This is a genomic window from Candidatus Methylomirabilis limnetica, assembly GCF_003044035.1.
GTDB lineage: Bacteria > Methylomirabilota > Methylomirabilia > Methylomirabilales > Methylomirabilaceae > Methylomirabilis > Methylomirabilis limnetica.
Genome location: NZ_NVQC01000017.1, coordinates 110,014 through 135,617 on the forward strand (window position 1 = coordinate 110,014; position 25,604 = coordinate 135,617).

23 protein-coding genes are annotated in these 25,604 nt (G+C 59.2%); 8 read left to right on the forward strand and 15 right to left on the reverse strand.

What is annotated here, in order from left to right; translation table 11 throughout:
- Positions 1 to 8: 8 nt before the first annotated feature.
- The 4 genes from CLG94_RS05825 (at position 9) to CLG94_RS05840 (ending at position 2,894) form a co-directional block, all read left to right on the forward strand.
- Entirely contained in the window at positions 9 to 401 is a 393-nt protein-coding gene (locus tag CLG94_RS05825; protein ID WP_107561919.1) for a YraN family protein, read from the forward strand.
- A 10-nt stretch (positions 402 to 411) separates the two neighbouring features.
- On the forward strand, positions 412 to 1,941 hold the full coding sequence (locus tag CLG94_RS05830; protein WP_107561920.1) for a YifB family Mg chelatase-like AAA ATPase: 1,530 nt from the start codon (positions 412 to 414) through the stop codon (positions 1,939 to 1,941).
- A 196-nt stretch (positions 1,942 to 2,137) separates the two neighbouring features.
- The gene (locus CLG94_RS05835; protein WP_107561921.1) at positions 2,138 to 2,425 is read left to right on the forward strand and encodes a type II toxin-antitoxin system HigB family toxin; all 288 of its coding nucleotides are present in this window, start codon (positions 2,138 to 2,140) and stop codon (positions 2,423 to 2,425) included.
- Position 2,426: 1 nt separating this feature from the next.
- The gene (locus tag CLG94_RS05840) at positions 2,427 to 2,894 is read left to right on the forward strand and encodes a helix-turn-helix domain-containing protein (protein WP_239993139.1); all 468 of its coding nucleotides are present in this window, start codon (positions 2,427 to 2,429) and stop codon (positions 2,892 to 2,894) included.
- 194 nt (positions 2,895 to 3,088) lie between these two features.
- Here the strand turns inward: CLG94_RS05840 and CLG94_RS05845 are convergent, their stop codons facing one another.
- The 13 genes from CLG94_RS05845 to CLG94_RS05905 form a co-directional block, all read right to left on the reverse strand.
- Positions 3,089 to 3,586 carry a DUF2141 domain-containing protein gene (locus CLG94_RS05845; protein ID WP_107561922.1) on the reverse strand — a complete coding sequence of 166 codons (498 nt, stop codon included), beginning with the start codon at positions 3,584 to 3,586 and terminating at the stop codon, positions 3,089 to 3,091.
- A 7-nt stretch (positions 3,587 to 3,593) separates the two neighbouring features.
- Complete coding sequence (locus CLG94_RS05850; protein ID WP_107561923.1) at positions 3,594 to 4,556, reverse strand: hypothetical protein; 963 nt, start codon at positions 4,554 to 4,556, stop codon at positions 3,594 to 3,596.
- Positions 4,546 to 5,679: a fatty acid desaturase family protein gene (locus tag CLG94_RS05855; protein ID WP_107561924.1), complete on the reverse strand. Its 1,134-nt coding sequence runs from the start codon at positions 5,677 to 5,679 to the stop codon at positions 4,546 to 4,548. Before CLG94_RS05855 ends, CLG94_RS05850 begins: the two co-directional genes overlap by 11 nt.
- Before the next feature lie 4 nt (positions 5,680 to 5,683).
- On the reverse strand, positions 5,684 to 6,715 hold the full coding sequence (locus CLG94_RS05860; protein WP_107561925.1) for a diacylglycerol/lipid kinase family protein: 1,032 nt from the start codon (positions 6,713 to 6,715) through the stop codon (positions 5,684 to 5,686).
- Positions 6,716 to 6,748: 33 nt separating this feature from the next.
- Positions 6,749 to 7,969: a CDP-alcohol phosphatidyltransferase family protein gene (locus CLG94_RS05865; RefSeq protein ID WP_107561926.1), complete on the reverse strand. Its 1,221-nt coding sequence runs from the start codon at positions 7,967 to 7,969 to the stop codon at positions 6,749 to 6,751.
- Positions 7,970 to 8,118: 149 nt separating this feature from the next.
- Positions 8,119 to 9,861 (reverse strand): ABC transporter ATP-binding protein, encoded by a 1,743-nt coding sequence (locus CLG94_RS05870; RefSeq protein ID WP_107561927.1) that lies wholly within the window; start codon positions 9,859 to 9,861, stop codon positions 8,119 to 8,121.
- 190 nt (positions 9,862 to 10,051) lie between these two features.
- Entirely contained in the window at positions 10,052 to 11,227 is a 1,176-nt protein-coding gene (locus tag CLG94_RS05875) for a CDP-glycerol glycerophosphotransferase family protein (RefSeq protein ID WP_107561928.1), read from the reverse strand.
- A 55-nt stretch (positions 11,228 to 11,282) separates the two neighbouring features.
- Complete coding sequence (gene asnB, locus CLG94_RS05880; RefSeq protein ID WP_107561929.1) at positions 11,283 to 13,250, reverse strand: asparagine synthase (glutamine-hydrolyzing); 1,968 nt, start codon at positions 13,248 to 13,250, stop codon at positions 11,283 to 11,285.
- A gap of 171 nt (positions 13,251 to 13,421) precedes the next feature.
- Positions 13,422 to 14,642, reverse strand: a complete 1,221-nt coding sequence (locus CLG94_RS05885) for a glycosyltransferase (protein ID WP_320414610.1) — start codon at positions 14,640 to 14,642, stop codon at positions 13,422 to 13,424.
- Entirely contained in the window at positions 14,639 to 15,892 is a 1,254-nt protein-coding gene (gene spt, locus CLG94_RS05890; protein WP_107561930.1) for a serine palmitoyltransferase, read from the reverse strand. Before spt ends, CLG94_RS05885 begins: the two co-directional genes overlap by 4 nt.
- Entirely contained in the window at positions 15,892 to 16,140 is a 249-nt protein-coding gene (locus tag CLG94_RS05895) for an acyl carrier protein (protein ID WP_107561931.1), read from the reverse strand. Before CLG94_RS05895 ends, spt begins: the two co-directional genes overlap by 1 nt.
- 27 nt (positions 16,141 to 16,167) lie before the next feature.
- Positions 16,168 to 17,121: an NAD-dependent epimerase/dehydratase family protein gene (locus tag CLG94_RS05900; RefSeq protein WP_107561932.1), complete on the reverse strand. Its 954-nt coding sequence runs from the start codon at positions 17,119 to 17,121 to the stop codon at positions 16,168 to 16,170.
- Positions 17,100 to 18,926: a fatty acyl-AMP ligase gene (locus CLG94_RS05905; RefSeq protein ID WP_107561933.1), complete on the reverse strand. Its 1,827-nt coding sequence runs from the start codon at positions 18,924 to 18,926 to the stop codon at positions 17,100 to 17,102. Before CLG94_RS05905 ends, CLG94_RS05900 begins: the two co-directional genes overlap by 22 nt.
- A gap of 507 nt (positions 18,927 to 19,433) precedes the next feature.
- Here CLG94_RS05905 and CLG94_RS05910 point away from each other — a divergent pair.
- Both CLG94_RS05910 and CLG94_RS05915 read left to right on the forward strand, forming a co-directional pair.
- A complete protein-coding gene (locus tag CLG94_RS05910; protein ID WP_107561934.1) occupies positions 19,434 to 20,576 on the forward strand; it encodes a GNAT family N-acetyltransferase in 1,143 nt (380 codons plus the stop codon).
- Positions 20,573 to 21,367, forward strand: a complete 795-nt coding sequence (locus CLG94_RS05915; protein ID WP_107561935.1) for a nucleotidyltransferase family protein — start codon at positions 20,573 to 20,575, stop codon at positions 21,365 to 21,367. The genes CLG94_RS05910 and CLG94_RS05915 overlap by 4 nt, the downstream gene beginning before the upstream one ends.
- On the opposite strand, the gene CLG94_RS05920 is transcribed toward CLG94_RS05915, so the two are convergent.
- Complete coding sequence (locus CLG94_RS05920; RefSeq protein ID WP_193450636.1) at positions 21,324 to 22,121, reverse strand: phosphocholine cytidylyltransferase family protein; 798 nt, start codon at positions 22,119 to 22,121, stop codon at positions 21,324 to 21,326. The two genes, CLG94_RS05915 and CLG94_RS05920, sit on opposite strands and share 44 nt — an antisense overlap.
- A 257-nt stretch (positions 22,122 to 22,378) precedes the next feature.
- On the opposite strand from CLG94_RS05920, the gene lptF reads away from it, so the two are divergent.
- Both lptF and lptG read left to right on the forward strand, forming a co-directional pair.
- Complete coding sequence (lptF, locus tag CLG94_RS05925) at positions 22,379 to 23,443, forward strand: LPS export ABC transporter permease LptF (protein WP_107561936.1); 1,065 nt, start codon at positions 22,379 to 22,381, stop codon at positions 23,441 to 23,443.
- Positions 23,440 to 24,507: an LPS export ABC transporter permease LptG gene (lptG, locus tag CLG94_RS05930; RefSeq protein WP_161954049.1), complete on the forward strand. Its 1,068-nt coding sequence runs from the start codon at positions 23,440 to 23,442 to the stop codon at positions 24,505 to 24,507. The genes lptF and lptG overlap by 4 nt, the downstream gene beginning before the upstream one ends.
- On the opposite strand, the gene CLG94_RS05935 is transcribed toward lptG, so the two are convergent.
- Entirely contained in the window at positions 24,448 to 25,449 is a 1,002-nt protein-coding gene (locus CLG94_RS05935; protein ID WP_161954050.1) for a metallophosphoesterase family protein, read from the reverse strand. The two genes, lptG and CLG94_RS05935, sit on opposite strands and share 60 nt — an antisense overlap.
- Positions 25,450 to 25,604: the final 155 nt, after the last annotated feature.

Here is a 25,604-nt window from a genome sequence, read left to right on the forward strand (position 1 = left end):
GTCTGTTGATGAAAGCAGGACGGTTGGGTCTGGGAGCGGAAGGGGAGCGCGTAGCGAAAGCATATCTGCAGACCAAAGGGTTTCGGATCCTCCACGAGAACTATTCGACCCCGCTCGGCGAGATCGACTTGATCGCTAAGGAGAGTGGCGTGGTAGTCTTCGTAGAGGTGAAGGCTCGTACGTCAGGCGCATTCGGTCCGCCGCAGGCCTCGGTGACGCTGGCAAAACAGCGACAGATCATCAGGGTGGCACGGCTTTACTTGCAGCGGGAGGGGCTAGCTGATGAGGCCGCCTGTCGCTTTGACGTTGTGGCGGTGATGTTTGCAGGAGGCCAGGCGGGGCAGCCCAATGTCCTCCTGATCCGGGACGCCTTCAGCAGCGAGGGGATCGCCCTCTTTTGATGGAGTCACGATGCTGGCCAAGGTCTTATCTAGCGCGGTTCTAGGGGTCGATGCCTACCTGGTAGAGGTGGAGGTCGACATCGCCCTTGGGCTTCCCATCTTCAATACCGTTGGCCTGCCGGATACCTCGGTCAAGGAAAGTCGTGATCGGGTGAAGGCGGCTATCAAGAACTGCGGGTTCGACTTTCCCTCCAGACGGATCACCGTGAACCTGGCGCCGGCCGACATAAAAAAGGAAGGGGCCTGCTTCGACCTCCCCATGGCCTGCGGTATCCTGGCGGCAATGGGCCTGGTTAAGCCAGACCGGCTCAAGACCCATCTGCTCCTGGGCGAACTCTCGCTGGACGGCGGCCTCCGTGGGGTAAAAGGCGCCCTGCCGATGGCTGTTTCGGCCGCAGAGAGGGGGCTTGCCGGGATGATCCTCCCGGCGGAAAACGCCGCTGAAGCGGCCGTTGTGGAGGGGATTCAGGTCTATGGTGTCGAGACGCTTCCGCAGGTGGTGCAGTTCCTGAACGGCGCGCAGGAGATTTCGCCCACGCGCATCGACCTGCAGGAGGTCTTCGCCCAGCACGCCCTGTACGGGGTCGATTTGGCCGACGTGAAAGGGCAGGCCCACGCGAAAAGGGCACTTGAGGTAGCAGCTGCTGGCGGCCATAACATCCTCTTCATCGGGCCACCTGGCTCCGGCAAGACGATGCTTGCTAAGCGACTTGCCACCATCCTGCCTGACCTGGGGTTGGAGGAAGCGATCGAGGTGACGAAGATCCATTCCATCTGTGGCCTCGTGCCTTCTCGCGCGGCGCTCATTGCGACGCGGCCCTTTCGAGCGCCTCACCACACCATCTCGGATGCCGGCTTGATCGGCGGCGGGACGATTCCGCGACCCGGAGAGGTAAGCCTGGCTCACCATGGGGTCCTCTTTCTGGACGAGCTGCCGGAGTTCAAACGGTCTGCTCTAGAGGTGTTGCGTCAGCCGATCGAGGATGGCATCGTCACCATCTCGCGCGCCCTAACCTCTGTCACCTACCCGGCTTGCTTCATGCTGGCCGCCGCGATGAACCCCTGTCCTTGCGGCTATTTCACCGACCCCAAGCACGACTGTACTTGCGCCCCGTCCCAGATCCAGCGCTACCGCTCCCGGATCTCTGGCCCCCTCCTGGATCGGATCGATATGCATATCGAGGTCCCTCCGCTCCGCTATCGGGAGATCACGACCGAGTCGCAGGGGGAGACTTCCGACGTGGTGCGGACGCGGGTAAAGGGGGCCAGGGCCATCCAGCAGGAGAGGTTCAGGCGGACTCAGACCTTCTGTAACGCCCAGATGAGCGCCAAGCAGCTCCGGCGGCACTGCCTAGTCGGGCCGGACGGGCAGCGGCTTCTGGAGACCGCGCTAGAGCGTTTGGGGCTGTCCGCGCGGGCGCATGATCGAATCCTCAAGGTGGCTCGCACCATCGCCGATCTTGAAGGCCACGAGACGATCCAAACCGACCATCTAGCCGAGGCGATTCAGTACCGGACCCTGGACCGCCGCACAGGGTAGTAGGCATATGGCTGAACGGCATCTTGGGTCTTTCGGAAGTCGTGTAAGTGACGGCGTGGTTTATGACTATGCCATCTAGCTCGTAGGGGCGCTGCTTGCTGCGCCCTTCTCGGCGTCAGGCACCATTGGGCAGAGCGGTGAAGCCTGATTCCAGCGAATCCTTTAACAAACAATAGCGTTCTGCTATCATTACTCAATGAAGCTCATCGGGCGGGATGTCTTCCAGCTATTCGTACGGAAACATCCCGACGCCAGATCTTCTCTGAAGAGCTGGACGCAGGCCGTGGAGTCCAACAGCTTCAAGCACTTCGTAGATCTTAAGAAGACCTTTGGGTCAGCGGATCAGGTCAAGGCGCACACGGTGTTTAATATCTGTGGGAACAAGTACCGGCTGATCGCTGTCGTGGACTATACTATTCAATCTGTGTCAATTGAGTGCGTGCTGACGCACGCCGAGTACGATGAGGAACGTTGGAGAAAGTGACATGACGATCGCAACACTTGAAAAGAAGCTTAAACCGCTGGAGTCGCCGGTAGACAACGAGCTACTTCGGTGGCTCTATCTCCATCTGCCGCTGCAACCCATCACGAGTAGAAAGATGCACCGCGGTTACAGCGAAGCGGTCCGCATCCTGATGCGGGAATCCGGAAGCCTGGACGCCGACAACCGAACGGCTGTCGGCCGGTATCTGCGCGCTGTCATTCCTTTCATCGAACAGTACGAAAAAAGAATATTCCCTATTGGTCCGGCAACCCCTGAGGAAATGCTTGGGTTCCTCATGCAGCAGCATGAGCTCAGCCAGTACGATCTCGCGAAAGAGCTGGGGGGCCAGTCCGTCGTTTCGCAAATCCTCAGAGGGAAGCGAAGGCTTACACGAGAGCACATCGAGCGATTGAGTAAGCGATTCGGGGTGACTCCAGCAACCTTCTACCCCGGAGGCGCCTCGGCCTGAGCAATCACTTCAGCCAGCCGGACCCTGGACCGCCACACCGGGTGGTAGCAAGCAAGTAGGCTGGGTTGAGGCACGAAACCCAGCTCAATAACCTTAGCGGTGTCGCCGGACGTCGCAGCGTATCGACGGGAGCAACCGGATTGCTAGATGCGCTTCACTCATCCCAGCCTACCGGACTGCGACAGATCAGGGCTTCAGCGTCCTGACGCTGCCGGATAATTCAGTTGAATCTCTACGCGCGTCTGACTGTTCGAGACATGAAATGCCACTTGCTTATGGCTGGGTGTGATCAGGAATAAGCCAGGGTTATTCGAGAAACCGCCGCCTTCGCTAGGCAACCCGATCCGGTTCCTATCAAATTTCCCATTGCCGTTTTCATCGTGATATACCGCAGCGGCGTACACGCCTACCTTTGGTGCAATCACACAGAACGTGACGATCCCTCGCTTCGCTGGAATGCGTTGCTTTAAGATTTTCTTGCCTTTCACGAGGAAATCACTCGGATTATCGCCATACAGGACGAACATGATATTCCCGCGATCGCTCCTGACTCCCCGCACTCGGACATCGATGGTGGTAGAAGTGCGGTCACATGCCGGCTCGATCGCCTCGATCCGGCCAGATACACCCCATGAGAGCAACAGCAGACAAGTAAGCCCGAGGCCCGATACTACTGACAATACGCGATGCATCGTACTGCTATCGATACGCCTTGCGCCAATAGAGCTTGCCGAGGATCAGCGCCGTCGCGAGCCATGGGTGACGTTGTAGACGCGGTGGCACTTCTGACCTCATACCGGAATGTCGTTCGATCTTCCACAGGATATAGCTTGCACCACCCTGAAAAGTGAATACCCCTTTAAGAAGGCGCAGGATGTTCAGTATTTTTCCCTGCACTTTCCGGATTCGCCATGCAAGGCCGGTGATGGAGCGGGTAGAGCGGGGTATGATCGCGTGATATCTACTCGGCCTGCCTTCTTCTACCAGCCGCACGTCAAACTGTACACACCCTATCCCAATGCGGGTGATCTGCTCATAGTAATCAAGTGAGTCATCTACCAACCGCACCACGGCATCTGCCCGTTCAGGCCGTAGTTCGGTGCCATAGCTCAGGCGCAGTGCCTGCTGCCACAGTTCGCGAGCATCGAACGTCGATGGTAGAACCGGAAGGACACGACCGATAAATGTCACGATAGCCTGAGCTAATGCCTTGAACACCCGCTGGGCTCCGTCCTCATCGCGAACGTAAAGTGCCCCAGTAGGTTGTGCGTACCTTCCCCAGAGGTGCGAATTAAAACAGCGTGTTGATGTTCCTCGCTCGAAATCCGTACAGGAAATCACAGTATACTTTGTCCGGATGGCACGACCGTCACACTCGATCCCCATGGAAAAGACGGTCGGCGGTAAGGTGCGGTACAGCCAGCGCTGCCACAAGGTCCCAGGGAGAGACCGGTAGCTGTCAACCAGTACGCAAAGATCAACAAGTCCCTCGTCCGTCTGATTTCGGAAACAGGAGCCATACGCAAGAATGGCGACCACGGCGTTGCCATAGCGCGCTAGAAGCGTATCAGCCAAGGCACGAACCCCCGGCGCGCCGGGTCGCGCACTATGCTGCTCGATGCAGGAGGCTAGCTGCGTCCAAGCTTCCCGTCTACCGCGCATACGTCGCCGTTCTCGGGTGACGCCACGCCTGCATCGGATTTTGTCCGGCCTTTCCCGCTACTCTCGCGCCTCGCAACAGTTCGCGGAGCGCAGCCCACAAACTGGGGAAGATCCCCTTCTTGTATGGCGAGTCCTCGGTAAGTGCGCTCATCAAGCGGCGATGGGCCTCGCCCATAGAGTGATAGGGCATGAGCGGAAAAAGATGATGGAGGGCATGATAACGCAATCCAATTGGAAATAGGAGCAGCGTCAACAAGGAACGTCCCTCGATAGTCTGAGAGTCCTCGATCTGCTCCACGTAGGTCATGTTGCCTCCCGTATTCAGGAAACGGTGCGCAGCCAGCGTACGAACCCAGTTCAAAGCGATTGTAGAGATCGACAGACCATAGACCATTCCAACCGTCGTCCATACGATAAATCCTTTGAAAATCAGTCCGATGACGACGACTAACCACAGCAGACAGAGAAGATCCAGTGCTGCCCAGAGGCCCAGAGGTTCCGTTGATGGAATGACGCGCCGATAGTAGGGATTGATGGTATACGAGGACCATTGTTCCAGGAGCCACCGCCGAGAGGGGGGATAGAGAAATGACAGCGGCACCAGGACCAGGAAGCGAAAAGCAGCCAGGAGCGGCACAACCGGAATCTGTGCGAGATACAGTACCGTTTCGCGAATAGGAGCCGAGGCCAGAGGGAGATATTCTCCCTCAGCCGGGGTGCCAAACTTGCGAGGGTAATGATGGTCAAGATGGCTACGGTATAGAAGTGAATGGAGGAGAAAAGGCACCCCGAACAGAAGATTCCAGGCGATATGAAATCCTATCATGGAGGGCTCCTCTCTATGGACAAGCTCATGGATGAAGATGCCAACCCTGAATAACGCCAGCCCGGAAACCAGGAATGCTACAATCTGCATGACCGAGAACGCTGGCGCCATCAGGTAGATCGCAGCAAAGCCGTACCCAATGGACACCGTCATCAGAAAGTCAGCCCAATAGAGTGCGGGCTTTGGTGTGAACAGATCCTGAACAAGCCTCTTGGCCTCTCGGTGCGAAAAAGCCGGAGTCTCTCGCTCGTCGGTAGCCGGCGATTTCGGTCCATGCAGGGCAGCAGAAGGCGCCATTTTATTAGAGTCGTACAAAGTCTATCTCCCCGCCGTGAGTCACCGTTAATACGCGCGGCGACTCGCCCGCAAGGATTTGTCCGTCAAGCGCGCATTTCGCCTTTAATTGCAGTACGGCTTCATGGATGTTCCTGCTCGTGTACCCAGACTCAGGTGTCAGGTACCGGTTGGGTCTACCATGGAAGAACGAAGGCGCAGCGAGCAGAAGATCCTGGTGCTCATAGGCAACCGCCGTATACCTGAGTGGACCATCCCCCTCCCCCCAGTACGGTCGTATTCCTGGATTCAAACGCACCAACGTGGTGATGAACAGCGCGAGGTAGTTGTGCGTACCGCACGATTGACCGTCTAAACGAACAGCGATCGGGGTGGGCTCAACAACGCGTCGTCCCATGGCAAGGCCCAGGAGATACCGGCCCACTGTGACGGCTGTCCCCAGGCCACCGCGCATCAGTTTCGATCCGGCCTGCCGGCGAGTCGCCCGTCGAACGCGAGTGACTTGAACGATGCCGGCGGCGCTGAAGAACATCCCAAACTGAGGGGCACTGCCCGGTCCACAATCCACCCGCAGGATCGCCCGCCGGACAAGCTGTCCCGAGGGCCCCCTACCCTCTGACCAAGCCAGCAGGCGCTCTAAGGCCCGCACCGGCTTACCTCCCATGCCGACGTCGGCAGCGGTCATATTCGTGGTCCCCCCTGCAATAAGAACTACCAAAGGTCTCACCGCAAAGGGGCTGGTAGGAAACAGGGCAGTCAGCATGGCATGGACGGTTCCATCACCACCGCAGACAGCCAGGACCTCTACTTGCTGCGCAGCCATGTCTGTAAGGGCGCCGGCTACGTCCTTTGGCCCCCTAACCAATCGGTGGATCGCCGGCTTGTACCGGTCCAGGATGCGCAGGATGGCCTGAAGACTGTGTCGATTCGCCCCGCTCTGCGGATTGATCAGGATGCCAAGCCGTCGCGGCCGGCTGGTGTCCCACGGATTCGGGGCGCAAGGAGTAGAACCGACGTCATTCTTCGCAAGCATAGGCATGGCGGTGCTAATGCGGCGCAGAGGCGATCCCGGTCACGCTTCGCTTCCCGAAGACGGCATTCGATCGGTAAACAGCCGTACGGCAAGCGAACGGTCGCCACAGTGTCCAATTCCATCGGCTAGCCAGGATCGTAACGGTCCGTACGTAATCCGCGCATAGACGGCGGTGCCAAGGCGTACCAGGAGCAGAAGGGTCGAGAACGCCGTCCATACGGTAACGGCAGCTAATCCCAAATCCGGCCTGCTGAAACCCAGGCTTACGGTAAGAAGGATCAGATTGGGATTGCGTCTGGCAGTTACGAGTCTGAAGTAGGAGTCAAAGGGACGCCAGCAGAAGATACCGTACTGGCCAAGCAAATGCTGAAATGCGCCCTCGACCAAGCGTCCGAGAATGTATCCGATGAAGATCGCCCATACCGCGAGGTTCAGAGTGAGTGACGGAATGCCCGGGTGGAAGGACTCCAGCCCGACGCCCCACAGCAGGTACCACACCGGGGGATGGACCAGATCCAGGATCTTGTCCAGAAAGTGGCCGAACCGGGTGCTCGTGACGGTCACCCTGGCGAGCTTCCCGTCTACCGTATCGAGGAAGGTCATGACCCATGCGGCGGCAAGTCCCCATCCGTAGCTACCTTTAGCAAACAGGGTCGCGGCCACGATGACCAGTACCACGCTGGTCATCGTGACATGGTTCGGCCTCATGCCCACGGCTACGCACAGACGCGTCACCCATTGGGCAGGAGTAGGCCACACCCATTTAGTGACCAGATCGGTCACGCTTCTGTAGGAGCTGGAAAACAAGCGCTCCTCCAGCGCGCGTTTGTTTTCGGCCCTGATGGGCACCACAAAGGGTGGCTCCGATTTGCGTAACGACTTGTTAAATGACGAGAGCAGGCCTTCAAGTTGCTCTATGCTGACTCCCGGTAGAGCAGCCGTGTGACCTTCCGAAGACAGCATCGCACTGGCCTCCGCCGCCAGGTTAGCCGGCACATGAGCTGCAACGACCGCGCGAGATGTTCCGATGGGCACCTGGAACACGACATTCAACGACCTGGCCAGACTGTGAAGGACCCGGCCATCGAAAAGGTAATCCCCGCGAACGATGAGCACGGAATCGTCTGGTTTCACGGAGGAGAGATCATCCACAATCGCCGTGACCCCCGCCTGCCTCAGCACGCGCCGGCAGCGCTCGCGGGATGATAGCTTCCACAGCGTGACTGGAGCCTCTCTAAGTATGTGGGCGCAAACAGCCATTACTCACAATGGGTACGCTTCCCGGCAGATGAGGGACGCCACCCGTTTGTTGTCCGGAAACATGGCCGACCATTCGTAGGACCAGGCAAAAAACGACTATTTATACTATAGAAAGGTCGATCCAGTCAAGATCGACCCCTCAACTGGGATTACGCCTGTGGCATGATTGGGATAAGGCCCGAATCATGGTCGCTCGTAACCAAAGAAACCTCGCCGTGTCGTATCCGGTAGACCCTGTCGGCAGACTCCACCACGGTAGGCTGATGCGAGATGGCCAAAATCGTCAACCGGCCCAGAAGGCCACGGAGCATTCGGCATATCTCAGTCTCGGTCTCCGGATCGAGCGCACTGGTAACTTCGTCCAGAATCAGCAGTTTGGGCCGATGTGCCAGCGCCCTGGCGATGGCGATGCGTTGCCGCTGGCCTCCTGACAGCGTCGACCCGCGCTCCCCGACCGAGCTGTGGATCCCGGAGGGCCGTGCTATCACAAAGTCCCAGGCGCCTGCAGCACGCAGAGCGGCTTCGGCATCAGCCTCGCTCAGCTCCGGATCGCCAAGCGTCACGTTCTGCAGCACTGTGTCGTGAAACAGGAAGGTCTCTTGTGGTACATATCCGATCATCCGCCGCCACTGCCTGAGATCCACGCTGTCCAGCGGCAGGTCGTCGATAAAGACATGACCTTGCTGCGGACGCAACAGACCCGTAAACAGATCTGCTATCGTCGTTTTCCCCGCCCCGGATGGTCCCATGATGGCAGTGAATGATCCCACCGGAACGGTCAGCGACGCATTCCAAAGCACACGATGTTTTCCATATCCAAAGTTGACCTTGTCCAGGCAAAGGGCTCTCTCGAGGTGGGGGGGAAGGCCTCCTGGCTCTGCTTCACGGTCACGGTTCGCGCCGTCAATGGCCGCTTGCAACGACCAGAAGGCGCTTTCCAGGGTTCGCATTTTCTGGTATTGCCGCTGCATCTTGGCCAGGCAGGTCAACAATCGAGCAAGAAGGAACACCATAACCATTACGATATTAAACGGCATCTGCCACCGGCTAAGGGCCACATATAACCCGACAGCAATAATGACGGTTAAAAGAATCTCTTGGGAGGAGCTGAGCAGCTCGGTGCTGAGTACTTCACGCTGAAACGCCCGGTTTAATCGCCTGGCGTTGGACTTGAGGGGAGGGCCGATCAACTCTTCGCGCGCCATCGCTTTGAGGGGTTTGATGGATTGAAGGCTATCAGTTAGGCCGGCGAGAAGGGATTTTAATAAATGGGTCTGGCGGTTTCCAGCTCGGTGTGCCATGCGGATGAAACGGTTGAGTCCATAGAAGATTACGATTCCGGGAACCAGTATTCCCAAGGTTGTCTTCCCCGCAACAACGAAGGCTACACATGCATACACAACGGCCTCTATAAACAGGGTCGTACTCTTGGCGCCCTCAAGGTACGCCATTGAAGCCCGCATCGCTTCAGTACCTACTGCGTTAGCGAAGCTTCCGACGGGTTGGCGCACGTAATACTCCCACCGAGCGGCCAGCAGAGCTTGGAGCAGCGAGAGTCGTAGTTCAGTGGCGACGTGCGTAACCGTATAGCCGACCTGAGTTTTGGCCAATAGGAGAAATGCCCCTTTGACCGTCACACAGAAGACAATAACAATCAGCAGCGTACCGACTGTCGGCGTGAGTCCTACGACTGAAAGTGATTGCATCAGGATATGCTGCGCACCGGATGGGAGCGAACCGGTCACAAAGGTCTTTTCACCGGTCGCCATGCTCAGCATCGGAAGCAGAAAGAGGAGTCCGGCCCCCTCTGCAATGCTGGCGAACAAGAGGGAGATGAGGGTGAGTGCGCTCCGTCGCGGATACATCCGGACGATGGTACTTAAAAACCGCATGGCGACACCAAGCAGCTCCGAATAAGGTTGACTACTGACCAGGAACCTTGACGATGCAGGCGGGATATCACGTCTAACCGGGTCCGAAAAGTCGAAGCCTGGCGCCTCCGACAGGCTTGGAATAAGATGCCATAACGCTGCTCCACGGTACGTTCCATTGAACACGCGGTGGCCAAGCTTATGACCGCTATCATAACCGCAAAAGAGGCGACATGCTGTTGTGCCCCATAACGGCCGCGAGAAAGTCGGCAATGGCGTCAGCGCCGCGTTGGGCTGCGGTGCTGTCTGGCTCCTCATGAAAGGTATAGGCGAATCCTGCGCGCTGCTTGGGCAGGAATTGGGGGTGGGTTTCCGAAGCGACCTCCAGAGCCGGGCCGAGACCGTGCGAGACGTCGTCTATCACCTGTCCAAAGTGCCAATGCGCGTAGTATGGATTATGCTCCCACGTAACCCTATGCGCGTTGAGAAAGATACAGGGCTTGGGATCGAGGAGAAACTCGTATACCTGGCTGCTCACGTCGCCCAGATAGATATCGGCCGCGAGCGTATACGTCATATCGGCTGAGGCCGGACTGCCGGTATCGATCAGGATATTTGGGACCCCTTTGTAACGGCGCGGAAGCCATGTACCGTGCCGCCAGCGGCGCGCAAAGAGCACGACGTGTGGCGCAAAGATGAGGTTGTAGTGCGGATTGGCAACAAAGAAATCGAGGACCGCGTGTCCCATCCTGGCCCATGACGCGACCTTCTGGTCGAAGTGCGGGTTATAGACGACGACCGGGTTGGCGTTGTGGAACAAGCGCGGTCGCTTGGGCTTGAGAGCTCGAACGACATCGAACTTCGGCCAGCCGATCACCGCGTAGCGACCGGCACACAGATGGCCTTCCTTTATGAACCGGTCGACGTATTTTTGCCCAGGCAACAGCACGAAATCGAACAGCGTGACGTGCTCGTCCCTCGTTCCTTCGCGGTCGCCGGCGCCATGCCGCGTGTGGATGAGTTTCAAATCCCTCAGGCCGTATTGCGTGCGCAACCGTCGGCAGTGTCGCTCCGGCGCGACCAGTGCGTCGAGGCTCCTGAAGAAATCAAGATTGTCCTTGAGAATGCGCTTCTTACGCTCGAATGTGAACTTTGACACCACAGGATCGATCAGAGGATACCACCACGCCGGGTGGAGGCGGAGGAGTGTGCAGCGATGCCCGGGATAGAGCTCGCCGATCGATCTGGCCATGTCGGCCTCAGCTTCGGTTGAGGCGGCGATGATCACCTCGAATTCCGGGTGCCGGCGCGACAGTTCGTAGGCGTAGGGCGTCGCGTGCGGCACCTGATGCGGCGAGTAGTGGTTGAAGAGGAAGCCGATGCGCATAGTGTCCAGGCTCTGTTCGTGATCGTCGGCGCGCAATGCGGGAGCTGCAGCCGCTTCAGGCGGTACGCTCGCACGGGATTGCGGATTCGGCCGCCTGATGTCGCCGCCACTGCTGGAACATCAGAACGCACCACAGCAACCGCTGGCGGTTGTGCGACCCCGCAAGGTGTTCGCGCCAGCGCGCGCGGACAAGGGTGGGGTTGAAAAAGCCATCCTCGGCGAGCCGCTGCTCGTCGAGAAGCTCTTCCGCCCACGGCCGCAATGGACCGCGAAGCCACACCTTTACCGGCACGGCAAAGCCCCTTTTCGGGCGGTCAACGAGCGCTCGCGGCACATGCCGGTAGAGGACCTGGCGCAGCAGCCGCTTGTTCTCGCCTGCACCGGCGTATTTGAGCGCCGGCGTAAGGCGCCAGACATATTCCACAATGCGATGGTCAAGCAGCGGAACACGAACCTCAAGGCCGAACGCCATGCTCGCCCGATCCACCTTGGTAAGGATGCCATCCGGCAGACGTGTGGTCATATCGAGGCAGCCTATGCGTTCCATGAAGTCGGGCAAGCTAGCGCCTGCCGTCGCGTCCTGGAGCAGATCCGGCCGCTCACGCGCGCCAGGGATGACGGCGGCCGGGTCCTCCGGCGTACTGACCACCTGACGGTAGAGGTCGCCCTCAGTTACCGCCGCGAAGGCGTGGGTTAGCTCGCTCACCCGACTGAGCGAGAGTCCGGGGCGGAGGAAGACCGGGAGGACGCCACACAGCATTGCGTTTCCCGCCAGGACCCAACGGGCGGCGGCGGCCATGGCGCCCCGCAGCGGCATGGGCAGGTATCTGCCTGCCTGCGCGAGGGCCCGCGCCCTATAATATTTCTTGTAGCCCCCGAATAACTCGTCGCCACCGTCGCCCGAGAGCGCCACGGTGACGTGACCCCGGGTCAACTTCGAGAGGAGCAGGGTCGGGATCTGGGAACTGTCGGCAAACGGCTCATCATACCAGCGCGGCAACTCAGGAATGATCTCCAAGGCGTGCTCGGGCGCGACGTACAGTTCGGTGTGCGCGGCGCCGAGATGCGCCGCCACGGCGCGAGCGTGGCGAGCCTCATCGTAGCGCGGCTCCGCGAAACCGATCGTGTAGGTGTTGACGGGACGGCTGCTCTGCGCCTGCATCAGGGCCACGACCAGGGACGAATCGATCCCGCCGGAGAGCAAGGCGCCCAGCGGTACGTCGGCGGCCATATGACGGCCGACAGCGTCGCGCAGCAGGGATTCTAGGCCGTCGACGGCCTCCGCCTCGCTGATGTCGAGACGGTTAGCAGCGGCCGCAGCGGCGACCTGCCGTGCGTCCCAATAGGGACGGACCTCGGGTGCGCCGGAATGGGGTAGCACAAGCAGATGGCCTGGCGGCAGCTTGCTGACCCTGCGATAGATGCTGTACGGGGCGGGTACGTGACTGTAACGAATGAAAGCGGCAAGGCTGTCCCGGTCGATCTCTGGTGTCCAGCCACCATGCGCGCGCAACGCCTTGAGCTCGGAGCCGAACAGAAACAGTTCGCCGAATCGGGCCCAGTAGAGCGGCTTGATGCCGATGCGATCACGCGCCAGCACCAGCGTCCGCGTGGCCCGGTCCCACACGGCAAAGGCGAACATGCCGTTGAGCCGCCCGAGCGCGGTTTCGACGCCCCACTCGGCGCACGCCTCGACCAAGACCTCGGTGTCCGAGTGTCCGCGAAACGGTCGTCCTGCCGCCACTAACGCGTCGCGCAGTTCGGCGTGATTGTAGATCTCGCCGTTGTAGGTCAGGACAAGGCGCCCGCAGGAAGAGACCATCGGCTGGCGCCCCGCTGGCGAGAGGTCGAGGATCGCGAGCCGCCGGTGTGCCAGCGATACCCCCACCGCCGGATCGGTCCATACGCCGGAGCCGTCCGGCCCGCGGTGGCGCAGGGTCGCCGCCATCGCCGCGCCTGTCGCCGCCAACTCATCGGCGTTGAGCGTGCTGCGCGCGTCAAGGAATCCGGCAATACCGCACACCTGCGCGCCTCCTCGAACTGGCGTTCGGTTTTCTGTGCTTCAAGACGGGTTGCTCCACATCGCTCGGATGTCCTGTGAAGGCAAGTGGCAGGTACCGTCGCCTGCTTGACGCCGCGCAAGCAGATGTATCACGACTAGTCCGACACAGTGGTCAGTTCTCACTCCGCACCTTCATCCCTTGGCCGCGCCCCCTGTCACGAGCTCGTCGGACGGAGGGGCGCCAGCGACACCGAGGAGAACCTTGAGGTAACGCTCCACCGCGTGATCGACGCTATAGCAGCGCGCTCGCGCGCGCAAGCGCCCGCGATCGGGGGGACGGTCGAGCACCGACTCTACGGCCGCCGCGAGCGCGGCGTCGTCACCCACGGGAACAAGCGGCCCGTACACGCCGCCGTCCAGAATCTCGGCGGCGCCGCCGGGACAATCCGTGCTCACGACGGGGCAGCCGCAAGCCATCGCCTCGATGAGCACACCCGGCAATCCCTCCCAGGCGGAGGAGAGCACAAAAACGGCGCTGCGTACCATGTAGGGATAGGGGTTGTCGACGTAGCCCGGAAGCTCGACGTCGTCGGCAATCCCGAGTGTTTCAGCGAGCGCCACGAGCCGCGCACGTCGGTCGCCTTTACCGTCGCCCAGGATCAGGAGCTTCGCCGGCCTCTTCGAGCGCAGCCTCGCGAAGGCGCGAAGCAGGGTGGGAAAATCCTTCTGCGCCGCGAGCCGACCGACGCCGAGGACCACGGGCGGCTGACCAGGCCGATACCAGGGATGATCGAGGGGTGCGCACGCCTTCTCCTCGAGCTCGGGTGTGACTACGGGGTTGGGGATGGTTGCAATACTCTCGTGTGGAATACCGGTTACCCGTGATAGATCGTGCGCGACATCCTCTGAAACAGCGATAAAGGCGTCAGCCCAGCGGTAGAACAGCCGTGCGAACACCGGCAGTAGTGGTCGGGGCAGCCTCTTCCAGTTCCAGGCGGAGCGCGAGAGGTGATTGCTCGCGCGCAGCACCAGGCGCGTTCCCGTGCGCGCCAGGCGGCGCGCCCACACCGCCGCGAGGTTGACGTGACTGGCCGCCGCCAGCAGGACATCTGGACGCTCTTGGCGCAGATAGCGTGCCAACGCCGGCACGCTTGCCCCCACTTGCAGGCGGTGTCCGCCGCGGACCAAGGGAAAGCGGAGCAGCCAGGATTCGAGCCGTACGAGCCGTACACGGGGCGAAAGCGCGCTCTGCAATGAGCCGTCCGAGCGCACGACTACAAGATGAACCTCGTGTCCGCGCGCGGCGAACGCGTGCGCGAGAGTGAGCGTGCGCCGCTGGGCTCCGCCACCCGACAGATTGGCCACGAAAAGCGCGATCACGCTGTTCGCGATCGGTGGAGCGCCCACACTCACGGTCTCACAGACCCTCCGTCGTGGAAGGCCTGCGGACGGATGGCGCCGTGGCTGTCGGCACGGTCAGAGGATAGGATCACTTTGACGGACGCGAAGGCCTCGCAGATGCGGTCGATCTGGTCAGGGGTGTGCGCCGCGCTCACGCTGCATCGGAGTAGACTCCCCCCATCGGGGGTAGCGGGTGGCAGGATCATGTTCACGTACACGTCTTGACGGAAAAGACCGTTCCAGAAGGCGATCGTATCTTCCGCCTGTCCGATTCGAACCGCGATGATCGGACTGGGTTCCGGACCCAGCCTGAATCCCAAACCTTTCAACGAGTCGTACAACCGCTGCGCGTTGGTCCAGAGCTTAAGACGCAGCTCGGGTGCCGTTCGGAGTCTTCGCAGGGCAGCCCTTGTGGAGGCAACAACCGATGGACATAGGGAGGCAGTGAAGATATACGGGCGACTGGCATACCGGACCAGTTCCATCACTGGATGATCCGAAACACAGAACCCGCCGGTGGCACCCAGGCTCTTACTGAAGGTCCCGACGATAAAATCGACACTGTCCTCGACACCGGCCTCCTCGGAGCGCCCGCGGCCACGCTCTCCCAAGACTCCAAGCGAGTGGGCCTCGTCCAGGAGCAGATAGGCGCCATGCTCCCGTTTCAAGGCCGCTATCTCCACCAGCGCCGATCTATCCCCCAGCATACTGTAGAGACCTTCTGCGATGATCAGCGTGTTGGGGCAACGCTTCCCCAGACGTGTCAGACGCTTATGGAGGTCAGCGGTATCGTTGTGGCGGAATCGAATGACCTCAGCACCGCTCATCCGGCAGCCATCATAGATGCTCGCATGGCAATCGGCATCGATCAGAATTACGTCTCCAGGACCGGCGAGCGCTGAAATGACGCCCAGGTTAGCCAGGTAGCCGGTCGAGAAGACATCGCACCATCGACGTCCATAAAACTCTGCCAGCTCTCTCTCTAACGCAAGGTGTCCAATGAAATTACCATTCGCCATTCTGGAACCGGTGGTACCTGTTCCTTGCTCCCGCACGGCGTGGGCCGCGGCTTCAATACACTGAGGATCGAACGTTAACCCCAGGTAGTTGTTCGTCCCTGCCAGGATCACCGGACGGCCGTTCACGACGGCCTCGGTCGGCGACAAGAGGCGCTCGATCGTCACCCGGAAGGGATCCTCGCTCACCATTGCTAATGATTTCCGGGCATCGGCCAACTGTCGGAACTTCTTCAGGAGAGCCATCACCTATGCTCCATAAGTTGCTCGATCTGCCTGGCAAAATCCCCAATGGTTCGTACATCCGAAACGATGTTGAGAGGAATGGAGATGTCGAACCGTTCCTCCAACTCAAGCAGAAGCTCCATGACCTTCAGCGAATCGAGATTGAGATCGGCTACGAGCTCTGTCTCCCCTGAAAGGATCTGTCCCACCTGCCCATATGGCTGCAGGATCTCGTAGAGTTGCGGCAGTATCGTCTCGTAGTGAGTCATCTGTAAATTAGCCTGACGTGAATAAGGTTATGCGCCCGCCCCTTGCCATGGTAACGGAAAATCAAGAGTGAGCCTCAGACCTTCTTCCAAACGCACCTTTGGCGTCCAGTTGGCAACTCGGCAGAACGGAGCGTTATCGCAGATCCAGTCCGGGTGCCTGAACTCCCGCACCTTTCCAGGGGTGAACATCGGCGCGTATCCTATCACGGATGCCACGATCTTGTTGAGCCTCGCGCCGACATTAGGGATCAGCTCCGGCACCTGAAAATGGATCACCCGTTTTCCGCGAAGTCGCTGGAAGGTCTCAATAACCTCATGCCAAGTATATCCATTAGGATGCCCATCATCTAACTCGAACGCTCGTTTCTCTACGGTATTGCTGATCAACCATTGTATCACGGCCTCTGCCAAGTCTTCCACATAGAGCAAGGAGAATCTGCCGTCTTTTCGACCCAGTATGGGGGCGATCCCGTACAGCATCAGACGAAGCAGAGGACGAATCGCGCGGTCCTCGGGGCCATAGACCACTGGAGGGCGAAGCGCGGTCCACGGGAGCCGATCGGCCGTTTCAGATAGGGCGAGCTCCCCCAGCCGCTTGCTGGCTGCGTAGGGTGACAACTCCGGCTCTCGAGCCGCCAACGATGATATCAGTAGAAATCTGGGCACGGGGCTTCGGCTGGCGGCAATATGGGCCAGCCGTGAGACCGCCTCAACGTTCGCCCGGTAAAAGTCGGCCTCGGTGATCCCGCGTACCGCCCCTGCGCAGTGGATCACGGCATCCGCATCGCCCACCAGACTTTCGAGGCAATCGCGATCTTCGAATGTACCCAGAACCCACTGAAGCGGAGTACTCGTAAGGCGGGCTGTCGGGGACGGTGACCGGCGTAGCGCACGTACGCGCCATCCTCCTTGTATCAGTCTCCGGGCTACAGCACTCCCAATGAATCCCGTCGCCCCCGTTAATGCAACAATGTCCCGCATGGCTCCGCTTGCGGGCGGGGTTGTATTGGACGAGTCCCGGCGGATCCGTTTTGGCTGTGAAAGAGCTGGGCTACGTTATTGCGGCTCAGGAATTCTTCCCGAGTCTTCGAGCGGGAAAGTTTCCCGGATGACGTGCGCGGCAGCGTACGGGGAGGAACGAGCTCAACGAAACAGTCGATCGCGAACTGCTCGCGGATCAACCCATGCAACCGATGGATACATTCGGTCCGCTTGACGGCATTCAGCTCCCGGTACTGGACGACCATCACGGCCAATTCAGTTCGGTTAGGAGTCTCGATCGAGAACGCGCATGCGTCGCCTATTCTGATTTCTGGTAATTCCTCGGCGAGATGTTCTAAGTCCTGAGGCCAGATGTTTCGACCGTGAATGATAATGACGTCTTTCTTCCGGCCAATGATGACAATGCTCCCTTCCACGAGATAGCCAATGTCTCCGGTATCAAGCCACCCATCAGAGGACAGGACCTTCCGAGTTTTCCCACGATCTCCGAGGTATCCGGACATGATGCTGGCACCCCGCGCAAAGATCACTCCGGCGCGGCGATCCGGGAGAACCTGACCCTGCTCATCTCGCACCTCAACCTGAATCCCAGGGAGAGCCGTGCCGCAATTGACAAAGCGGCTCGTATTTGTCACATCCGTTTCCGATTCGCACCCACGTCCGTTGAGCGGCATCGCTACTCCACGCTCTGACAAAGGCGTCCGCTCAACGTGATCAACGGTGATCCCTTCACCGAGGGATGCAAAGCTGATGGCAAGGGACGCCTCCGCCATGCCATAGCAGGCCAAAAAGGCGCCTGGCTTGAACCCGCTGGGTGCGAAGGCTGCTGCAAACTCCTCCAGGACATCAGGCCGAATCGTTTCAGCGCCTACCCCTGCGGCTCGCCACGCGCTGAGATCGAACTTGCCGACATCATCCCGCCTGAGACGCCTCGCACACATCTCGTATCCGAAAGTCGGACTGAAAGAGATGGTGGCCTTGGTCTGCGTCATCAGGGACAACCACAATCGGGGTCGCATGGCAAAGGATCGCGTTTTCAGGTAATCCACCGAGACCTGGCCCACCATCGGCGCAAGCACGAACCCGACAAGCCCCATGTCATGATAAAAAGGCAGCCAGGATACAGCGCGATCTCCGGGACGAATCTTGAGGCCTTGCGCGAGGATACCCTCCAGATTGGCGAGCACTGCAGTTTGGGTGATCATCACCCCTCGGGGCAACAGGGTGCTCCCCGAGGTGTATTGGATATAGGCCATCTCCGTGGAGCTTAAAGGCTCTAACTCCTGTTGGACTTCTGGAAGGCACGTGAAGGCTTCTACGGTCCCGATATGGTCCAACTCGAGGCCCTCGGAGGCCTCGCTCAGGAATGGGAAGAATTCAGGACCAGCCACCGCAACAGACGGCTGACAGTTCGCCAAAAGCGCCCTGAGTTGGGTGACGTATCTTTTGTGACCGCTTATCAGGAGCGAAGCCGACAGCGGAACAGGCACGAGGCCGGCATACTGACACGCGAAAAAGAAGCGTGGAAAATCCGGATCTGTGTCCGCAACGATCGCCACTCGAGATCCTCGCTCGAGTCCCAGACTCAAAAGGCGGCGCGCCAGTGATCGTGCCTGTTCTCGAAGATCAGCATAAGGCAGGACTGCGTGCAACTCGCCTTGGTCCCCATAGAAATTGCATCCAGTCTCTCCACTGGCTGCATAATCCAGGGCCTCGGCCAACGTGGAAAAGCCACTGATTCGAAGTGGCACGGTGTTTTCAGTCGGCGTAGGTCCTGTTTTCATTCCTTCCCTACCCCCTCTATACATTACGCCGTTGCCTGATCATTCCTGCCTCTCACCATTAGCGACGCCCCTCACAGTAAGCCAAGAAGGAGTAGAATCGACCGAACTGTTCCCGCACTCCTCAATAGAGCTTGACCACTTGACGACGCGCCACGCGCATCGCACCAAGGGAGAGACGGCAGCTACCCTCACAAGCCTGCAAGAGGGCACTGGCGTCTCGAGGCCTACGGCAGGCAGCTCTCGTACGAGACTCGCATTAGTGCCGGATGAATAAATATTGAAAGTTTTCATGATGTCCTGGATAATAACGCGTACTCAAGGCCATGAATAGACCTGCCTACCCCACCATCGAACTTACGACATTGCATTATATACAAGACCTGAGGTCTTTCACAATAAGAAAGTGAGGTGTATCATAATCGTTGCACTAACACAACAACTCCCCTGCGGCACAGGGACGTTGGACCAGAGCCCCGCAACCCGTACACCAACAGGGAACCTCTTACTATGCGAGCAGCGCTCGAACCTATAAGAATCGAACCGATAAACGGGTCGCGGGACCTTCGGCGGTTCATTCGCGTCCCCTGGTCGATCTACGTCGATGATCCCGCATGGGTCCCCCACCTGCTTCTCGAACGGCAGGAGCAGTTCTCCCGGCGTCACCCGTACTTCGCGCACGCACGTTGTTGTTTCTGGCTCGCCTACCGCGGGAGGAAGCCTGTCGGCCGGATCAGTGCCCAGATTGACGCGTTACACGAGGCACGGTATCGGGACGCCACCGGATTTTTCGGCCTGCTCGAAGCCGAGGACGAGGCAGAAACGTTTCACGCACTGTTGAGTACAGCGGAGGCCTGGCTGCGTGACCAAGGGATGTTGCGCATCCGCGGCCCATTCAACCTTTCGATCAACCAGGAGTGTGGGTTGCTCGTGGAGGGTTACGATACGCCTCCGATGGTCATGATGGGCCATGCCCGCCCGTACTATGCAGGTCGGCTCGCAGCCGAGGGATATCATGGCGTCAAGGACCTGCTGGCCTATCATATTGCCACACATTTCACGCCTCCAGAACTCATGCGGATCATTTTGAGTCGAGCCGTAGGCGCCGTACGGATCAGGCCGATGCGCTGGTCATGTCTGAGCGAAGAACTCAAAATTCTTCGAGAGATCTATGAGGATGCGTGGTCGGCCAACTGGGGCTTCATTCCCTTCACAGAGGAGGAGTTTCGACACCTCGGGCATAGCCTGCGACTGCTGGTTGAGGATGAGTACGTACAGATTGCGGAGGTGGATGGAGTACCGGTCGCGATGATCGTCGCCTTTCCGAATGTCAATGAGGCGATAAGCGATCTGAATGGACGTTTGTGTCCGTTTGGCTGGCTCAAGCTCTTGTGGCGGCTTAAGGTGAAGCATCCGAAAACGGCTCGTGTCGCCCTGATGGGCGTGCGCAAACGTTTTCAGGGAACCGCGTTGGGGACCGCACTTGCGTTTATGCTCATTGATGCCGTGCGGGGCCATGGCCTTAGGCGTGGAGTCCAGGCGGTTGAGCTATCCTGGGTGTTGGAGGATAACAGACCGATGCGGAATATGCTTGCCATGATAGGAGGGGTGCCCTACAAACGCTACCGTATCTATGAAAAGGCGTTGAGATGAGCAATGGTCAGCCATTTACCGCAATTGTGCTAGCCGGGGACCGTGTATCGGACGACCCTGTGGCTCGCGCAGCGGGTGTCCCGTGCAAAGCGCTCGTGCCTGTTGGCGGCGTTCCCATGGTCCTTCGCGTGCTGGGCGCCTTGGCCGAGGCAGAAGAGATCGGCGATCGGGTGTTATGCGGGCCTGCGTGGCACGCAGTGGAGGCCAACGATGAACTTCACAACCTGAGCGCGTCCGGGCAGGTGAAATGGATTGAGGCTCGTGAGACACCCAGTTCCAGCGTGTACGCCGTCATGCAGTCTCTCCCGCAGGAACACCCGGTTCTGTTGGTGACGGCGGACCACGCCCTCCTGCATGCCCGGCTGGTAGACTATTTCTGTTCGGAGGCTCGGATGAGGGACGCCGATGTCGTCGTCGGGCTGGCCGCATACGACCTAGTGGCGGCCACCTACCCGGAAATGCGGCGCACCGTACTCAAATTTCGGGACGGCGGGATCTGCGGATGCAACCTGTACGCGTTTCTGACCGTACGAGGCCGTTCCCTGGTGGAGTTCTGGGGTCAGGTTGAAGGACTACGCAAGAAACCGATCCAGCTTATCTCGAAACTGGGATGGGTTCCCGCCCTGGGGTTTTTCTTCGGATGGCTCTCTCTTCGTCAGGCTCTCGCCCGACTCTCGCGGCGCCTGGACATCTCGATCGAGGTCGTTATGCTCCCATTCCCTGAGGCGGCATTGGACGTGGACACAGTCAGCGATTGGGATCTGGCTCAGAGAATCGCTGGGGGCAAGTGATCGTAAACGAGGCCGAATGCTCCGAGTTGTCTGACCATGACGTGGCAAGATGGTGGGCATCCTCCAGGTCAGCAACACAATCCACCTCAGCCCACTTCAGGCCCTGGATGGGACAGGTCCAGACCAGGCCTGCCTGTGCCATTTCATCGATGACCGAGAGATACCAGTGCCTCAGGGCATCCGGTCCCCGCATCGCGCGGTCGATGGCATCAGAAAATAGGCCAGGCCCGCTTCCACGAAACAGCAGCATTCCGATCGACTCTCCATGGGACTGCTCCTGACTCAGGATCTTCCCCACCCTGAGCACCTTGCCTTCGTTGACCGTTACCTTCATATCGTCGGCGTCATAGGCCGGCTTGCGGTCCGTGACGAGCGTGACCGGCCGGGACGGCGCATCCAGAAGACGCTCCAGAACGGCCGTCTCAAACAGCGTATCCCCGTTCAACAAAATAAAGTCCTCAGTCATCAGGTTACGGGCCAACCAACAACTAGCCAGATTATCGCTCACGGCAAAAAAGGGATTGTACAGCGTGGTGATCTGGTTCGACCTGCCATGGCCCCGTACGAGCTGCTCCACCTTCTCAGCCTCGAAACCCACGATCACGGTCACCTGATCGACGCCGCACCTCATCAACTGAGCGATCTGCCACTCCACGAGGGACCGGCCACCGATCTGTAGGGCACATTTGGGGACCTCGGCTGTCAACGGGAGCAGGCGTCGTCCTTGTCCCGCGCTTAAGATGACGCACCTCATTGACCATCTCCTCCTGCGAACGCACGCCCGCACACCCTGACGTGCCGTTCGGCCTTATCTTCAATAAGTGTAGACTTGTGCGATCTGGCAGCAGTACGATACCATATAATCTCTTGGAAGAGGTAGATCCAAGATGGGCAAATCCACACAGCAGACTAGGGGATTCTAAGGAAGCGGTCAGCCATCAGCAGCAAGCTGTCAGCTTTTGATACGCCCCTTCACTTTATCCGAGGCTGATCGCTGAACACTTCATAACCATGTCGATACTCGATCGATATCTTACCCGGGAAATCGCCAAGCCGCTCTTCATCTTTTGCGGAGGGCTGTTACTGCTGTTTGCCAATTTTACGGCCATCCGTTATCTGAATCAGGTAGCTGACGGCGTCATGCCCGCCCAAAGCGTCCTGCCGCTGGTCCTGGTCAGGGCTACGGTCGCGCTGGAGATCCTGCTGCCGATCGCGCTGCACCTGTCGATTGTCGTGACCCTGGGACGTCTCTACACCGATTCCGAAATAACCGCCCTCTTTGGTTCCGGTGTCAGTCCGACACGGATAATACGCATCGTGTTCGCGGGTTCTCTCGTCGTAGCGGGGATCGTGGCATGTCTGTCCATCTATGCGCGACCATGGGCCAACCAAACCCGCTATCGCCTGGAACACCAAGCGGTTACCGATATCGATCTGAACGATATGAAGCCGGGCCACTTCTACGAAAACTCCTCCGGCACTGTCTTGTTCTTTCAACATCGCGACCAGAGCAGTGGCCGAATGCAGAAGGTCTTTATCCAGTCTCGGTCGGGGGATCTGGTTCGACTTATCCGGGCGGAGGAGGGTTATTACCCTGGGCCGGTGGAGACGAGTGCGGGCCAGACCCTGGTCTGTTCTGGAGCACAAATCTATGAGATCTCTCGAGATCAGGGCAGGGTGAGACATGCCGCATCTGACGGGCTGGTTCTCGAGTGGGAGAAATCGCATGCCCCCTCGGAGGAATTCAAGCGAAAAGCCGCCCCAACCTGGCAGTTAGCCCGCTCAGATTCGCCCAAGGATATCGCGGAGTTTCAATGGCGACTGTCAACCCCGGTGGCCGCCTTTCTGATGGGATTGCTGGGCTTTCCTCTCGGTCGTGCCAAGGCACGCCAGGGCAAGTATGCCAAGCTGTTCGTGTCGGTGCTGTGTTATGTCATCTTCTATAATCTGAACATGATGGCGAGGACATGGGTTGCGCAGGGGGCTGTGAGCGCTGTTCCGGGTATCTGGTGGGTCCACCTTCTCTTGGGGGTCCTGGTTGCAGGCCTGTTGTGGAGAGGGATAACGCATCCATGAGTACAATCGATCGCCATATTTGGCTCAGGGTGATCAGGAGCTATGCCCTTGTGATGGCCGTCCTGTTGTCTGTATTCAGCCTGATGGCATTCGTTACCGAGTTGGACTCGATAGGGCGCGGCACCTACGCGCTGTCCGACGCGGTCCTGAACGTCCTATTGACGATGCCGAGCCGGATGATCGAACTGGCGCCGGCGACTGCCCTCCTGGGGAGCATCATCGGCCTTGGCGAATTAGCGAGTAGTCATGAACTCATCGCGATGCAGGTCTTGGGCACCTCGCCACTGCGTATCGGATGGTCGGTGACCGTGACCGGCATCCTCCTCATGCTCGTAGTGGTAGGGGTGCAGGAGTGGGTGGCTCCGTCCACGGATCAGCTCGCCTACACGCGTCGCATCCAAGCGATCTCGAATCCGGAAGCTCTGCACACCAAGCAGGGATTCTGGTCGCGCGATGGGCAGCAATTTATCCGGGTACATCAGGTGCTGCCCGGTCGCATTCTCTCCGATGTCGAGATCTACGATTTCGACGACCACGACCGGTTACGCCTGGTAACGTGGGCACAGCGAGCCGATCCCAAGGATTCGCAAGGGTGGGTACTTCTGAATGTGGTGCAACAAATAACCGAGGCGGAACGGGTCGTGACGAAACGCCTTGCCAGTCTTCCATGGGCTGGAGCACTGACACCAGCGCAGGTGGAGTTGCTCGTCCTGCCAGTAGAGATTCTGTCCCGTTCGACCCTCGGCCAGCATATAGCATTCTTGAAAAAAACCGGCCAGGACGCAGAACGCTTAGAGATCAGGTTATGGCAGCAGATCACGATGCCCCTATCGACCCTGATGATGGTACTCGTTGCTATCCCCTTTGTGCTCGGTCCCCTTCGGACGGCGACGGCGGGCAAGCGAATCCTTCACGGATCGCTGGTCGGGGCTGCCTTTCACCTGAGCAGCCTTTCTGTAGCCCATCTTGGAGCCATCTTGCATCTGAACGCGGCGCTGACCGTGTTAAGCCCGCTGGCCGTGCTGGGTGGGGTGACTGTGTGGGTGTACCGTCGTGTACGGTGAACCCGTCGCCGAACCCGCCACCATTATCACTCGCTGATCCCCTGCAAAAAAACAGTGGTTCCCCGGGGAGTAGCCGCGCGACGACGTTCGGACCTCCCATCCGTTAGACGACGGACGCACCTCGTAGACATGATACCCCGAACGATGCTCCGGCTTTGCACCGCGCGCAGAGGCAGAAGGGACTCCTATAATGGGAATAGTGCCTCGCACATCGGGAAGGTACGCCACGGAAGAATGATGAGTATGTCCGTGCAAAATCATCTCCACGCCGTGCCGAGCGAGAATGGCCCCCAAGGCGGCCCCGTCGGTGAGTCGTTTTCGCCACGCGACCATGGACTCTATAGGGGGATGATGGATGAGGAGGATTCTGAACAGGCCCTGTCGGCGGGTGAGATCGAGGATGTCGCCGAGTCTGTCCATCTGTGCAGCCCCCAGGCTTCCTGTGGCGAAAAAAGGAGCGGACGGGTGTGCGGAGGTCACTCCAATCAGAGCGGCATGCCCGCGCACACGTACACTTGGAAAGAGTGTACGGTCTGGCGCCTGCTGTTCTCCAGTCTGCAATCCCAGATCGGAGGCCATATAGGGTGCCCACAGAGCGAAGGTGTCCGTCCACGGAGTGCGGACGTATGCATCGTGGTTACCCGGGACAACGGTCACGTCAGTCGGTGAACCAAGGGTCTCCAGCCATTGTCGAGCTTGTTGGAATTCACCGGGGAGGCCAATCTGGGTCAGATCACCCGTAATCACGATGTGGTCCAGCGCCTGCTCACTCAGATCGTGAAGCAGAGCAGCTAAGATCTCAGGTGCGTGCTCATGACGACGCCGGAACCGCCAGGACAGATAACCGAGCGCGCGTTTGTTCAGGAGATCGCGGATCTTGACGTCAACCAGTGAAGTGAGATGCAGATCAGAGAGGTGGGCGACCCTGAAGATCCCGTTCATCGACTTTGCCATCCTGACGCGTAGCCATGCACAGCCGAGTTGTCGGGTTACGCTGCGCTAACCCGACCTACGGCTACGGCTGAGTGTTGATTGCTGAATGCTTTTTCAGAAAAATCAGTATAGCACAGCAACCTCGTTGGTGTGCTGAGAGGGGA

What these genes read in the sequence shown, in the direction of transcription:
- CLG94_RS05825 (WP_107561919.1), top strand. Translation starts at nt 9, where the DNA reads ATGAAAGCAGGACGGTTGGGTCTGGGAGCGGAAGGGGAGCGCGTAGCG.
- CLG94_RS05830 (WP_107561920.1), top strand. Translation starts at nt 412, where the DNA reads ATGCTGGCCAAGGTCTTATCTAGCGCGGTTCTAGGGGTCGATGCCTAC.
- CLG94_RS05835 (WP_107561921.1), top strand. Translation starts at nt 2,138, where the DNA reads ATGAAGCTCATCGGGCGGGATGTCTTCCAGCTATTCGTACGGAAACAT.
- CLG94_RS05840 (WP_239993139.1), top strand. Translation starts at nt 2,427, where the DNA reads ATGACGATCGCAACACTTGAAAAGAAGCTTAAACCGCTGGAGTCGCCG.
- CLG94_RS05845 (WP_107561922.1), bottom strand. Translation starts at nt 3,586, where the DNA reads ATGCATCGCGTATTGTCAGTAGTATCGGGCCTCGGGCTTACTTGTCTG.
- CLG94_RS05850 (WP_107561923.1), bottom strand. Translation starts at nt 4,556, where the DNA reads ATGCGCGGTAGACGGGAAGCTTGGACGCAGCTAGCCTCCTGCATCGAG.
- CLG94_RS05855 (WP_107561924.1), bottom strand. Translation starts at nt 5,679, where the DNA reads ATGGCGCCTTCTGCTGCCCTGCATGGACCGAAATCGCCGGCTACCGAC.
- CLG94_RS05860 (WP_107561925.1), bottom strand. Translation starts at nt 6,715, where the DNA reads ATGCCTATGCTTGCGAAGAATGACGTCGGTTCTACTCCTTGCGCCCCG.
- CLG94_RS05865 (WP_107561926.1), bottom strand. Translation starts at nt 7,969, where the DNA reads ATGGCTGTTTGCGCCCACATACTTAGAGAGGCTCCAGTCACGCTGTGG.
- CLG94_RS05870 (WP_107561927.1), bottom strand. Translation starts at nt 9,861, where the DNA reads ATGCGGTTTTTAAGTACCATCGTCCGGATGTATCCGCGACGGAGCGCA.
- CLG94_RS05875 (WP_107561928.1), bottom strand. Translation starts at nt 11,227, where the DNA reads ATGCGCATCGGCTTCCTCTTCAACCACTACTCGCCGCATCAGGTGCCG.
- spt (WP_107561930.1), bottom strand. Translation starts at nt 15,892, where the DNA reads ATGGCTCTCCTGAAGAAGTTCCGACAGTTGGCCGATGCCCGGAAATCA.
- CLG94_RS05895 (WP_107561931.1), bottom strand. Translation starts at nt 16,140, where the DNA reads ATGACTCACTACGAGACGATACTGCCGCAACTCTACGAGATCCTGCAG.
- CLG94_RS05900 (WP_107561932.1), bottom strand. Translation starts at nt 17,121, where the DNA reads ATGCGGGACATTGTTGCATTAACGGGGGCGACGGGATTCATTGGGAGT.
- CLG94_RS05905 (WP_107561933.1), bottom strand. Translation starts at nt 18,926, where the DNA reads ATGAAAACAGGACCTACGCCGACTGAAAACACCGTGCCACTTCGAATC.
- CLG94_RS05910 (WP_107561934.1), top strand. Translation starts at nt 19,434, where the DNA reads ATGCGAGCAGCGCTCGAACCTATAAGAATCGAACCGATAAACGGGTCG.
- CLG94_RS05915 (WP_107561935.1), top strand. Translation starts at nt 20,573, where the DNA reads ATGAGCAATGGTCAGCCATTTACCGCAATTGTGCTAGCCGGGGACCGT.
- CLG94_RS05920 (WP_193450636.1), bottom strand. Translation starts at nt 22,121, where the DNA reads ATGAGGTGCGTCATCTTAAGCGCGGGACAAGGACGACGCCTGCTCCCG.
- lptF (WP_107561936.1), top strand. Translation starts at nt 22,379, where the DNA reads ATGTCGATACTCGATCGATATCTTACCCGGGAAATCGCCAAGCCGCTC.
- lptG (WP_161954049.1), top strand. Translation starts at nt 23,440, where the DNA reads ATGAGTACAATCGATCGCCATATTTGGCTCAGGGTGATCAGGAGCTAT.
- CLG94_RS05935 (WP_161954050.1), bottom strand. Translation starts at nt 25,449, where the DNA reads ATGAACGGGATCTTCAGGGTCGCCCACCTCTCTGATCTGCATCTCACT.